A 12556-nucleotide genomic window follows, 5' to 3' on the forward strand; every position below is an offset into this window, starting at 1 on the left:
GACCAATGAGCACGCTGCTGGAGGTCGACGATCTGCGCGTCACCTTTCCGACGCGCACCGGCCTGATCGAGGCAGTGCGCGGCGTCTCCTTCTCGCTTGGTCGCGAGCGGCTCGGCATCGTCGGCGAGAGCGGTTCCGGCAAGTCGCAGACCGGCCGCGCCATCATGGGCCTGACCCCGCCGCAGGCCGAGGTCACTGCCAACAAACTTGCCTTCGACGGCATCGACCTGCTTGCAGCGCCGCCCCGCGACCGCCGGGCGCTGCGCGGAAAACGCATCGCCATGATCCTGCAGGATCCGAAATACTCGCTCGACCCGGTGATGAGCATCGGCCGCCAGATCGTCGAGACGCTGCGCACGCATGAGAAGGCCGGCAAGGCCGAAGCCCGCGACCGCGCGCTCGCCATGCTGGAGGCCGTGCAGATCCGTGATCCGGCCCGTGTCTTCGACCTGCATCCGCACGAGGTCTCGGGCGGCATGGGCCAGCGCGCCATGATCGCCATGATGCTGATTGCCGGGCCGGAAATGATGATCGCCGACGAGCCGACCTCGGCGCTGGACGTCACCGTGCAGCTCGACGTGCTCGGCATCCTCGACAGGCTGGTCAGCGAGCGCGGCATGGGGCTGATCTTCATCTCGCACGATCTGCGCCTGGTCTCGTCCTTCTGCGACCGGGTGATCGTCATGTATGCCGGCAAGGTGGTCGAGCAGCTGGCGGCGTCGGAGCTCGGCCGCGCCCAGCATCCCTATACGCGCGGGCTGCTCAACTGCATGCCCAAGATCGGTGCCGACCGCCACCCGCTGCCCGTGCTCGACCGCAAGCCGGAGTGGGCGGCATGACTTCGGCCCTTTCCGTCGACAGGCTGGAGGTGATCTTCGACCGTTTTCGCGCGCTGAAGGGCGTCAGCCTCGACGTGCTGTCAGGCGAATCCTTCGGCCTGGTCGGCGAATCCGGCTCCGGCAAATCGACGCTTCTCAGGGCAATCGCCGGCCTCGCACCGGCCGCTTCGGGCAGCATCACCGTCAACGGAAAAAGACTCGGCGCGCGCCGTGACAAGGCTTTCTATCGTGAGGTGCAGATGGTCTTCCAGGACCCTTACGGCTCGTTGCATCCGCGCCAGACCGTCGACCGCCTGCTGCAGGAGCCGCTCGCCATCCACGGCTTTGCGGATGGTGAGAAACGCATCCAGCGGGCGCTGGACGAAGTCGGCCTAGGGACCGGCTTCCGCTTCCGCTATTCGCATCAATTGTCGGGCGGCCAGCGCCAGCGCGTCGCCATCGCGCGGGCGCTGATCCTCGAGCCGTCGATCCTGCTGCTCGACGAGCCGACCTCTGCACTCGACGCTTCGGTGCAGGCCGAAGTGCTCAACCTGCTGGAAGAGATCCGGCGTCGGCGCAAGCTGACCTTCCTGATGGTCAGCCACGACCTCGCCATCATCACCCATATGTGCGAGCGGCTGATGGTGATGCAGAATGGCGAGGCGGTCGAACACCTCACCGCGGACGATCTCGTCCGGCGTCACGTGACGAAGGACTACACGCGCAACCTGCTCAGGGCGAGCGAAGGGTTTGTGAGGGTGTAGTTTTCTGCGTCGAGCTCCGTTGCGCCCCCCTCTGTCCTGCCGGACATCTCCCCCACAGGTGGGGAGATTGGCCGTCATCGATGGCTTCGCCTATCGTCACAGGAGTGAGCGCGGCGCCGAAACCGCAGATCTCCCCTCCTTGTGGGGGAGATGTCCGGCAGGACAGAGGGGGGCGCGAAGGAACGCGACGCAATTCGCAAGCGCCCTGTCAGGCCACGCTGCCTGTAGGAACCTCGTCGCCACCGTTTGCGCTCGTGTCGTCTTCCGGCGTCGTCTTAGGCTCCTTGATCCTGAACCACGTCACATAAAGCGCCGGCAAGAACAGCAGCGTGATCGCCGTGCCGGCGATGATGCCGCCCATCATGGCATAGGCCATCGGCCCCCAGAACACTTCGCGCGCGATCGGGATCAGCGCCAGGCTGGCGGCCGCCGCCGTTAGCGCGATCGGCCGCATGCGATGCTCGGTCGCCTCGATGACGGCTGCCCAGCGGTCCTTGCCCTCGGCGACAAGTTGCTCGATCTGCACGATCAGGATGACCGAGTTGCGGATCAGGATGCCGATCAGCGCCAGCACGCCAAGGATGGCGACGAAGCCGAGCGGCGCCCCGCTCGGTACCAGTGCCGCCACCACGCCGATCAGGCCGAGCGGCGCCACCGCCACGACTAGGAACAGACGCTGGAAGCTCTGCAACTGCACCATCAGGATGGTCGCCATGACAAACAGCATCAGCGGCACCACGGCAGCGATCGGCCCCTGGCTGTTGGCGCTTTCTTCGACCGAGCCGGCGGTGGCGATCGAATAGCCCGGCGGCAATTTGGTGATGAAGGCGTCGACAGACGGCTTCAACTCGTTGACCACGGTGGCGGGCAGCACGTCGCCGACCAGACCGGCGCGCACGGTGATGGTCGGGATCCGGTCGCGGCGCCACACCGTCGGCTGTTCGAGCTCGTAGCGGAAGTTCGCCACCGCAGCGAGCGGGATCGCCTCGCCTGTCCCGGTCGGCAACTGCATGTTCTGCAGCGTGCCGATCGAACCCCGTTCGGCCTCGCGCGAGCGGGCCACCACGTTGATCAGGTAGGTCGCGTCGCGCACCTGGGTGATGGTGGAGCCACCCACCGTGCTGTTCAGCGCGCTGGCAATGTCCGAAGAGGTGATGCCGAGTTGCCGTGCCTTATCCTGCAGCACGTCGACCCTCAGCACGCGCTCGGGCTCGTTCCAGTCGAAAGTGGGTGCGGCCAGCTTCGGATTGGCGGAAATGATGCCGGCGAATTCCTGCGCCAGCGTCCGTACCGTCTGGATGTCAGGACCGCCGACGCGGTACTGCACCGGCCGCCCGACCGGCGGCCCGAGCTCGAGCGGCTTGACGAAGGCGTCGGTGCCGACGAACTCGTCGCGCAGCAGCTTTTCCAGGGCCGGCTTGACCCGGTTGCGCGCCTCGATGCTCTTGGTGACGATGACGGTCTGGCCGAAATAGGGATTGCCCGGCTGCACATCATAGGTCAGCACGAAGCGAACCGCGCCCTGGCCGATATAGGAGCTGAAGCGGTCGACATCGGAATTGCCGACCAGAGCCCGCTGCTCGAAGCGCTCCATCTGGTCCCGGGTCTCGGCGATCGAGGAGTTCTGCGGCAGGTTCCAGTCGACGATCAGTTCCGGCCGGTCGGATGGTGGAAAGAACTGCTGCTGGACGAGGCCGAAGCCGGCCAGCGAAGCCCCGAACAACAGCACGGTTGCGATGATGGTCAGCCAGTGATGACGCACCGAGCCGACGAGGATGCGTCGGAACAGCGCGGTGAAGCGGCCGGGCTTTTCATGATGCTGCTTCATCGTCGCCGGCAGGATGGTGACGCCGAGCAGCGGTGCAAACAGCACCGCGACGATCCATGACACCAGCAGCGACACGGCGATGACGACGAACAGCGTGAATGTGTATTCGCCGGCGGCGCTGTTGTTGAGGCCGATCGGGATGAAGCCGGCGACCGTCACCAGCGTGCCGGTCAGCATCGGGAAAGCGGTCGAGGTGTAGACATAGGTCGCCGCCTTGCGCAGATTGTCGCCGACTTCCAGCCGCGCCACCATCATCTCCACCGCGATCATGGCGTCGTCGACCAGCAGGCCGAGCGAGATAATCAGCGCGCCGAGCGAAATGCGCTGCAGCGATATGCCGAGATAGGCCATGACCGTGAAGGTGATGGCCAGCACCAGCGGGATCGACAGCGCCACCACAAATCCGGCGCGCATGCCGAGGCTGATGAAGGACACGGCAAGCACGATGGCGACCGCCTCGAACAGGGCGCGGGTGAAGCCTGAAACCGCCTCCTCGACGATGACAGGCTGGTCGGCGACCAGATGCACGCCGACGCCGATTGGCAGGTCGGCCAGCACCTTATTCATCTCCTCGTGCAGGGCCTCGCCGAACTCCAGCAGATTGGCGTTGGGCTTCATGCCGATGGCGAGGCCGATCGCGTCCTGCCCGTTGAAGCGGAACAAGGCCGTCGGCGGGTCGACATAGCCGCGCGAAATCGTCGCCACGTCGCTCAGCCGGAAGAAGCGATCGTTGACGCGCAAATTGATGGCGCGAAGGCTCTCTTCCGAGGTGAACTGGCCGCTCACACGCACGCTGATGCGCTCCGGCCCGGACTGGATGACGCCGGACGGCGTGATCGCGTTCTGCGCCTGCAGGCTGGCCACGATCGCCTGCTGGTTGAGGCCGAGAGCCGCGATCTGGCGGGTCGAGAATTCGAGGTAGATCGCTTCGTCCCGGGCACCGACCAGATCGACCTTGCCGGCATTCGGCACGGCCAGGATCTTTGTCCTGACATCCTCGACATAGTCGCGTAACTGGCGCGGCGTCAGCCCGTCGGCGGTGAAGGCATAGATGTTGCCGTAGACGTCGCCGAAGCGGTCGTTGAAGAACGGTCCCTGCACGCCTTGCGGAAACTGCGCCCAGATGTCGTTGACCATGTTGCGCACCTGCAGCCAGGTCGGCACGACATCGCGCGCCTTGGTCGTCGGCTTCAGGTTGACGAAGATGACGGTCTTGCCGGCTGAGGTGACGGATTTGGTATAGTCGAGGCTGTCGAGCTCTTCGAGCTTCTTCTCGATGCGGTCGGTTACTTGCCGCACCGTCTCGTTGACCGATGCGCCGGGCCAGTTGGCCTGGATGACCATGGTCTTGATGGTGAAGGCGGGGTCTTCCTCTCGGCCGAGATTGAGATAGGCAAAGACGCCGGCCACGACGAAGACCAGCATGAAATACCACACCAGCGAACGATGGCTCAGCGCCCAATCGGAGAGGTTGAAGCCCTTCACGTAGCCCCTCCCTCAGGGATCTTGACCTTCTGTCCCTCGGTCAGGCTGTGGACGCCGGCGGTGACGACGCGCATGCCGGCATCGAGGCCCTCGGCGACGGTGAAGGTGGCGGCGCCCTTGGCTGCAATTTTGATGTCGCGGGCACTCACGCTCGATGTCTGCTGGTCGACGATCCAGACTTTTTGTCTGCCGTTCTTCTCCAGCAGCGCCGAAAGCGGCAACTCGATCGTCGGCGCGATCTTGGCCATGCGGGTCGCCGTCACCGTCGAGCCAAGCCTGAATGCCGGCGGCGGATCGATGAGCGTCAGCCGGATGCGGCGCGTTCGGGTCGAACCTTCGGCTTGCGGGGCGATCTCGCGCAGCCTGGCTTCGCTGCGTATCGTCGGCAGCGATTGCAGGATGATCTGGAAGGGCGTGCCGACGGCGAGATCGCCGGTCAACTGATCGGGAATGTCGACGACTGCTTCACGCGGGTCGGAGCGCGCCACCGTGACGACGGTCTGGCCGGGCGAGACCGTCTGGCCGACCTCGGCGCCGACGGCGGTGACCACGCCATCGAAGTCCGAGAACAACCTGGTATAGCCAAGCTGCTCCTGCGATTTGGCAAGGGCCGCATTGGCCCGCTCGATGCCGGCCGCGGCGGCCTGCCTGGCTTGCTGCGCGGCGTCGAAGACGGCTTGCGAGGTGTTGGCGACGGCAAGCAACTGGCGCTGGCGCTCCTCGCTGGCGGCGGCGTTGGCAAATTGCGCCTGCGCGTTGGAGAGTTCCGCCTTCGCCGCCTGCTCGGCAAGCTCCAGCGCCGTCGGATCGAGCGCCGCGATCGTCGTGCCCTTGGTGACGATATCGCCGACCTTGACATCGCGGGCGACGACCCGGCCAAGCAGGCGGAAGGCAAGATCGGCGCTGAATTGCGGTTCGACGGATCCGGCGAAGCCGAAGGTCTCTATGGTGCGTGGCTCGACCACCACCGACAGCACCGGTCGGATGATCTCGGGCGGCTTCTCTTCCGATTGCGAGCAGGCGCCGAGCACCAGCCCAAACAGGGCAGGGACAAGCGCGGTAGCGCTGCGCAGGGACCGGTTCATTGCCCCGCTCCCGCTATCTCGACGGTCTGGCCGGGGCTGAGCAACTGGCCGCCGGCGGTGACGACGGTTTGGCCTGCCTCCAGTCCCTTGTCGATGACGACCGAGCCGGATCCAAAGGCAAGCACCTCCACCTGTGCCGTTGTCACTGCCTTGGTCGATTGATCTACGACCCAGACGGCCGGCTTGCCGTCGCTCAAGGTCAATGCCTGCCACGGCAGGATCACTGCTTTCAACGGCTGGGCGCTGACCGAGCCGATGACGGCCGCGCCCAGCGGCATGCCTGCGGGCGTGTCGGGAATGGCGACCTTGACCCGGATCGAGCCTGAAGCCGGATCGACCGCTGGCGAGATTTCGCGCACCTTGCCCATCGCCTTGATCTGCGGATCCGACAACAGTGTGATTGTCACCGCCGGTGCTGCCGGCGTCTTGGCGACCAGCGTTTCCTCTACGTTGAAGACCGCATCGCGGTCGCCGTCCTCGGCAAGGGTGAAGACGGTCTGCGCCGCCTGCACCACCTGCCCTGCTTCGACCTGGCGCACTGTGATCACGCCTGCCGCACCCGCCTTGAGTTCGGTGAAGGAAAGGTTCTCTTTTGCATTGGCGAGCGCGCTTTGAGCGGCATCGACGCTGCCTCGCGCCACCTTCGACGCCTGCTCGGCCGCATCATAGTCGCGCCTGGTGGTGTAGCCCCGGGCAAGCAGTATCTTTTGCCGTTCGAAGGCAGCGGCGGCCTGGGTCAATTGCGCCTGCGCGGCGTCGAGATCGGCTTGCGCCGAGCGCAGGTCAAATTCCTGTTCCTGTGGATCGATGCGGGCAAGCACGGCGCCTTGATCGACATGCTGGCCGACATCGACAAGCCGTTCGGCGACGCGGCCGCCGACTCGGAACGACAGATTGTTCAGCGTGCGCGCCGCGATCGCGCCGGTGAGCGAAGTCCTTGGCGCATAGTTGGCGATCGCCACCGTCTCCGTGCGCACCATGACCGGCAATTTCTTCGCCGCCGCCTCCTGCTTCTGGCAGCCGGCCAGAAGCAAAGGCAGCGTTGCCATCGCGCAGGCAAGAATTGTGGATGCAGGAAAAGACAAATGGCTGGGGGTTTTGACCGATGGCGGCGAGGCGGACGATGTCGCGTTCCTGCTCATGGCTCCCTCAACCGCGCGGGCCGCTCCCTATGGCAAGACGGCGCGGACAACGGCGAGGATAATTGATCCCCGCGAAAAGGAAACCTCTCCTCGTACGCGTATAGGCGGTTTGTTTAAGCCGCCAGTGAACGCAACGGCAGCAGGCCCAATGGCCCGCCGCCAGTGCCAACTTGAGGAAAACGTGAAATAAGGCCAGAACAATTCCCGGCAGTCATCCAAACAAGAACGGGCGCCGGCCCGGCGAGGGACATCATGAAGAATTCAGCCATCTCCGAACGTAAGAACCAGTCCATCTCTCGCGGCGTCGGCATGACCACGCAGATCTATGCCGACCGCGCCGAAAACTCGGAAATCTGGGATGTCGAGGGCCGTCGCTATATCGACTTCTCGTCCGGTATCGCCGTCGTCAACACCGGCCATCGTCACCCAAAGGTGATCGAGGCGGTCAAGGCGCAGCTCGACCGTTTCACCCATACCTGCCACCAGGTGGTGCCCTATGAGAGCTATGTCAGACTGGCCGAACGGCTGAACGGAATGCTGCCGGGCAAGTTCGACAAGAAGACGATCTTCGTCACCACCGGCGCCGAGGCGGTGGAGAACGCCATCAAGATCGCCCGCAACGCCACCGGCCGCCCGGCGGTCATCGCCTTTGCCGGCGGCTTCCATGGCCGCACCTTCATGGGCATGGCGCTGACCGGCAAGGTCGTGCCCTACAAGGTCGGCTTCGGCGCCATGCCGGCCGATGTCTTCCACGCGCCGTTCCCGGTGGCGCTGCACGGGGTCTCGGTCGCCGATTCGCTGGCCGCGCTCGACCGGCTGTTCAAGGCCGATATCGATCCGGCCCGTGTCGCCGCCATCATCGTCGAGCCGGTGCAGGGCGAGGGCGGCTTCTACGAGGCACCGCGCGACTTCATGACGGCACTGCGCAAGATCTGCGACCAGCACGGCATGCTGTTGATCGCCGACGAGGTGCAGACCGGCTTCGCCCGCACCGGAAAAATGTTCGCCATGGATCACCACGAAGTGGCGCCCGACATCACCACAATGGCCAAGAGCCTGGCCGGAGGCTTCCCGCTGTCGGCGGTCACCGGCCGCGCCGAGATCATGGATGCGCCGAACCCCGGCGGGCTCGGCGGCACCTATGGCGGCAGCCCGATCGGCGTCGCCGCGGCGCATGCCGTGCTCGACGTGATCGAAGAGGAAAAGCTCTGCGACCGCGCCAACACGCTGGGCAACCGGCTGAAGCAGCGGCTGCAATCGATCCGCGACGACACGCCGGAGATCGTCGATATCAGAGGCCCCGGCTTCATGAACGCCGTCGAGTTCAACGATGTGAAGAAGGGCTTGCCGTCGGCCGAGATCGCCAATGCGGTCCGGCTCAAGGCGCTCGACAAGGGCCTGATCCTGCTCACCTGCGGCGTCTATGGCAATGTCATCCGCTTCCTCGCGCCGATCACCATCCAGGACGGCGTCATGAACGAAGCGCTCGACATTCTGGAAAGCTCGATCCGCGAAGTTCGCGCCGCCTGAGCGATACGACTATTCAGCGGCGCGGACAGTCTCTTCCTGCTGGAAGGCGGCGAGCGCTGCCTTCAATCCGTCCTGTCCTGTCGCAACCGTCTGCGGCGTCGGCGAGAAGCCGGCGCCGAGCATCTTGCGGCCAAGCATATGGTCGCCCGGCCGGTTGATCGATTCGATGCCGAGCAGACGATTTCCAGCATAATGGTAGATCGAGAATCTGTTCTCGTTGACGTCACCCAGCACGACATGGCTGTCGCCGCCCGAAATCAGGCCGACCATCTGCAGCTTCATGTCGCCGATGTCGGACCAGAACCATGGCACCGCCGCAAACGCGTCTGCATGGCCCAGCATGGTGCGCGCGGCAAGCCGCGCCTGATCGGTCGCATTCTGCACCGATTCCAGCCGCACTTCGCCGCCGGTGAGCCAGTGCCGGTAGGAGGCGGCATCGCCGATGGCGAGGATTTCGGGCACCGACGTGCGCATCTGCTGGTCGACGCGGATGCCGTTGGCGATGGTGATGCCTGCAGCTTGCGCCAGCTCGACATTGGGCACGACGCCGATGCCGATTACGACCATCTGCGCCGGCAGGCGCTCGCCGTTCGAGCTGACAGCGGCCGAGACATGGCCGCTCTCACCTTCGAGCCGCGCAATGGTGGTTCCGGTGAGGATGCGCACACCAGTCGCTTCCAGCCGCTGCCGCACATGGCTCGCGATGATCGGCGCCACCGCCCGGCCAAGCAGCCGGTCGACCGCCTCGACCACGGTGACCTTGCGGCCGGCCGCTTTGAGCGTCGCGGCGATTTCCAGCCCGATGAAGCCGCCGCCTAAGATGACGACGTCCTCGCTCTGCGCGCTCAATTCGCGGATCAGGCGCGCGTCGGCGAGCGAGCGCAGCGACACAACGCCTGAAAAATCCGAACCCGGCAGCGCCAGGAGGCACGGTCGCGAACCGGTCGCCAGGATGAGCCGGTCGAAAGGCAGCACGCCACCACCTGATATTTCCAGCCTGCGTCGGCCGGCATCGATGCGATCGATGCGGACACCCGGCCGGTAGTCGATCGCGCTGCCGGTATAAAAGGCCTCGCCGCGCAGCGGCTGCGGTTTGGCCTCTTGATCCTTGATGAAGGTCTTCGACAGCGGCGGCTTGTGGTAGGGCAACTCGTTCTCGTCGCTGACGAGGATCACGGGTCCCTCGTAACCGTCCTCGCGCAGGCTGGCGGCCGCTTGCACGCCCGCATGACCCGCACCGACAATGACCACACCGTTTTTCATCGCAGCCCCAATTCCTTAATCCAAGTCTAGGACGTCTCGCCAAGTGGCAATTGTCTGACGCCGCCGCAAGACCGCCTTTGCGGGTCGCACCCGGAACGGCGGTCCGCGAATAGTGCTGTTCAATGGCGGCACTATATATGCGGCAAAGTTGACACTTGCAGTTTAGAATTATTCTAAACTGTTGTTTCGATTGGCTTTTCTTTCTGAAATTGATTGACTTCCGGCGCCTTCATCGCTTTATGGAAGCTTGCGTGTCAAGCGCATCCCTTTGATGTCTGGGCCTTGAACCCTTTCGATTGGAGGCATTTCGATGTCTTTCTTCCGCGAACCGCGCTATGTCGCGGCCTGTTTTTCGCCCAATGGCATGGGCTTGCCATGGCGCCGATTGCCTGCCGACGCGCCTTTGGCGCCGGCATTTCACTGAATTCCCGAGGGAGATGACAATCATGAGAGCGATGATCACGGCGCGATATGGCAGCAGGCTTGCAGCGATCGGCGCCACGGCGGCATTGACGGCGGCGATATTCGTGTTGCCGGCCAAGGCGGAAACCGATGCCAAGGCGGTCATCAAGACCTATTCCGATATTGCGCTCGCCAAATATGAGGATTCGCTGACCACGGCACAGGCGCTCGACAAGGCCGTCGACGCGCTGATCGCCAAGCCTTCGGCGGAAACGCTGACTGCCGCCCGAGAGGCCTGGAAGGCGTCGCGCGTTCCTTATCAGCAGACCGAAGTCTACCGCTTCGGCAACGCCATCGTCGACGACTGGGAAGGCAAGGTGAATGCCTGGCCGCTGGACGAAGGCCTGATCGACTATGTCGCCGCCGGCTACGGCACCGAGTCGGACGCCAATGCGCTCTACACCGCCAATGTGATCGCCAACAAGTCGATCGAGATCGACGGCAAGAAGATCGACGCCACCAATCTTACCCCGGAATTCCTCTCCGGCACGCTGCAGGAGGCCGGCGGCATCGAGGCCAATGTGGCGACCGGCTATCACGCCATCGAATTCCTGCTGTGGGGCCAGGACCTGCACGGCACCGGCCCGGGCGCCGGCGAACGGCCCTACACGGACTATGATCTCACCAACTGCACCGGCGGCAATTGCGATCGTCGCGCGCAGTACCTGAAGTCGGCCAGCGACCTTCTGGTTTCCGATCTGCAGGACATGGTCAACGACTGGAAGGAAGGCGGCGCCGCCCGCAAGAATCTTGGCGACGGCGAGCCGAAAGCCGGCATCTCGACCATCCTCACCGGCATGGGCTCGCTGTCCTATGGCGAACTCGCCGGCGAGCGCATGAAGCTCGGCCTGCTGCTGCACGATCCGGAAGAGGAGCATGACTGCTTCTCCGACAACACCTATGATTCTCATCTCTACGATGCCGTCGGCATTCGCGCCGCCTACCGTGGCAGCTACACGCGCCTCGACGGCACCGTCGTCGAAGGGCCCTCGGTAACCGACATGGTCAAGGAGGCCGATCCGGCGATCGACAAGGAACTGTCGGACAAGCTGGATGTCACCGTCGCCAAGATGGAAGCCATCAAGGCGCGGGCGCTTGGCGGCGAGGCCTATGACCAGCAGATCGGAGAAGGCAACACGGAAGGCAACGCCACCGTGCAGGCGGCGATCGACGCGCTGGTCGACCAGACCAAGTCGATCGAACGCGCCGTCGGCACCCTGAAACTCAATGCCATCGCCTTCGAGGGTTCGGACAGCCTCGATGCGCCAGACAAGGTGTTCCAGTAGGTCATCGATGCCCCGAGCCCGAACCGAGGGTCCGCATAGCAAATGAAAAACGGTTTTCGGAATCAGGCTCGACCAAGAAAATAAGCCACACGGCGCCGAGCAAGCGCCGTCAGCCATACAGAGCAAACAATGCTGATCTGCCATTGCAACATCATCACCGAGAAGGAGATTGAGCAGACGATCGTCGGGCTGCTGGATCAGGATCCCTGGCAGCTTATCGTGCCGGCGAAGATCTATCATGCCATGCAGAAGCGTGGTCGCTGTTGCGGCTGCTTCCCAAATGTGGTCGAAACGATCATTCGGGTAACCGAAAATTACCACACCCGCTCGGAGGCGAGCGGCGTGGACATCGTTTCACACCTGGATCGCGTCAGAGGCCTGCGCGTCCAATACGGGAGCAGAACCCATGAAAGGCGAACAGCAGATCATAGAGCGGCTTAACGAGGCTCTATTTCTGGAACTTGGAGCAGTGAATCAGTACTGGGTGCATTTCCGGCTGCTGGAAGACTGGGGCTACGCCAAGCTGGCGAAGAAGGAACGCGCGGAATCGATCGAGGAGATGCACCATGCCGACCGGCTCGTGGCCCGCATCATCTTCCTTGAAGGTCATCCGAACCTGCAGTCGGTAGCGCCGCTGCGCATCGGACAGAATGTCAAGGAAGTGCTCGAATCCGACCTCGCCGGCGAATATGACGCGCGCACCGCCTACAAGCGTTCGCGCGAGATTTGCGAAGAAGCAGGCGACTACGTGACGATGAAGCTGTTCGAAGATCTGCTGTCCGACGAGGAAGGTCACATCGACTTCCTCGAGACGCAACTCGACCTGCTCGCCTCGATCGGCGAGGAAAAATATGGCCAGCTCAACGCCGCATCGGCCGACGAGGCGGATTAGG

General features: G+C 64.0%; 11 protein-coding genes. 7 read left to right on the forward strand and 4 right to left on the reverse strand.

All coding sequences use genetic code 11. The features are described 5' to 3' along the window. Positions 1 to 5: 5 nt before the first annotated feature. Together RPG13_RS09675 and RPG13_RS09680 are read left to right on the forward strand one after the other, a co-directional pair. Entirely contained in the window at positions 6 to 839 is an 834-nt protein-coding gene (locus RPG13_RS09675) for an ABC transporter ATP-binding protein (protein WP_337124897.1), read from the forward strand. Continuing rightward, positions 836 to 1582: an ABC transporter ATP-binding protein gene (locus RPG13_RS09680; RefSeq protein ID WP_127205373.1), complete on the forward strand. Its 747-nt coding sequence runs from the start codon at positions 836 to 838 to the stop codon at positions 1580 to 1582. Before RPG13_RS09675 ends, RPG13_RS09680 begins: the two co-directional genes overlap by 4 nt. A gap of 208 nt (positions 1583 to 1790) precedes the next feature. On the opposite strand, the gene RPG13_RS09685 is transcribed toward RPG13_RS09680, so the two are convergent. The 3 genes from RPG13_RS09685 to RPG13_RS09695 are packed head-to-tail and all read right to left on the reverse strand — an operon-like array spanning position 1791 to position 6960. Next, the gene (locus RPG13_RS09685) at positions 1791 to 4895 is read right to left on the reverse strand and encodes an efflux RND transporter permease subunit (protein ID WP_337124900.1); all 3105 of its coding nucleotides are present in this window, start codon (positions 4893 to 4895) and stop codon (positions 1791 to 1793) included. Continuing rightward, positions 4892 to 5980 carry an efflux RND transporter periplasmic adaptor subunit gene (locus RPG13_RS09690; protein ID WP_337124902.1) on the reverse strand — a complete coding sequence of 363 codons (1089 nt, stop codon included), beginning with the start codon at positions 5978 to 5980 and terminating at the stop codon, positions 4892 to 4894. The genes RPG13_RS09685 and RPG13_RS09690 overlap by 4 nt, the downstream gene beginning before the upstream one ends. Further along, positions 5977 to 6960: an efflux RND transporter periplasmic adaptor subunit gene (locus tag RPG13_RS09695; protein WP_337124904.1), complete on the reverse strand. Its 984-nt coding sequence runs from the start codon at positions 6958 to 6960 to the stop codon at positions 5977 to 5979. The genes RPG13_RS09690 and RPG13_RS09695 overlap by 4 nt, the downstream gene beginning before the upstream one ends. Between RPG13_RS09695 and RPG13_RS09700 the strand changes: the two genes are divergently transcribed. Both RPG13_RS09700 and RPG13_RS09705 read left to right on the forward strand, forming a co-directional pair. Next, a complete protein-coding gene (locus tag RPG13_RS09700) occupies positions 6929 to 7312 on the forward strand; it encodes a hypothetical protein (RefSeq protein ID WP_337124906.1) in 384 nt (127 codons plus the stop codon). The genes RPG13_RS09695 and RPG13_RS09700 overlap by 32 nt on opposite strands. A 62-nt stretch (positions 7313 to 7374) precedes the next feature. Further along, positions 7375 to 8652: a 4-aminobutyrate--2-oxoglutarate transaminase gene (locus RPG13_RS09705; RefSeq protein ID WP_337124908.1), complete on the forward strand. Its 1278-nt coding sequence runs from the start codon at positions 7375 to 7377 to the stop codon at positions 8650 to 8652. Positions 8653 to 8661: 9 nt separating this feature from the next. On the opposite strand, the gene RPG13_RS09710 is transcribed toward RPG13_RS09705, so the two are convergent. Next, complete coding sequence (locus tag RPG13_RS09710; RefSeq protein ID WP_337124910.1) at positions 8662 to 9915, reverse strand: NAD(P)/FAD-dependent oxidoreductase; 1254 nt, start codon at positions 9913 to 9915, stop codon at positions 8662 to 8664. Positions 9916 to 10370: 455 nt separating this feature from the next. Here RPG13_RS09710 and RPG13_RS09715 point away from each other — a divergent pair, with 455 nt between their 5' ends. From RPG13_RS09715 to bfr, 3 genes are all read left to right on the forward strand, one after another. After that, positions 10371 to 11663 carry an imelysin family protein gene (locus RPG13_RS09715; protein WP_337127002.1) on the forward strand — a complete coding sequence of 431 codons (1293 nt, stop codon included), beginning with the start codon at positions 10371 to 10373 and terminating at the stop codon, positions 11661 to 11663. Between the two features lie 129 nt (positions 11664 to 11792). Beyond that, positions 11793 to 12104 carry a (2Fe-2S)-binding protein gene (locus RPG13_RS09720; protein ID WP_126103762.1) on the forward strand — a complete coding sequence of 104 codons (312 nt, stop codon included), beginning with the start codon at positions 11793 to 11795 and terminating at the stop codon, positions 12102 to 12104. After that, positions 12070 to 12555: a bacterioferritin gene (bfr, locus tag RPG13_RS09725; RefSeq protein ID WP_077377191.1), complete on the forward strand. Its 486-nt coding sequence runs from the start codon at positions 12070 to 12072 to the stop codon at positions 12553 to 12555. Before RPG13_RS09720 ends, bfr begins: the two co-directional genes overlap by 35 nt. Position 12556 lies beyond the last annotated feature (1 nt).

The sequence above is a fragment of the Mesorhizobium sp. ISC15 genome (assembly GCF_037162615.1).
Lineage (GTDB): Bacteria > Pseudomonadota > Alphaproteobacteria > Rhizobiales > Rhizobiaceae > Mesorhizobium > Mesorhizobium mediterraneum.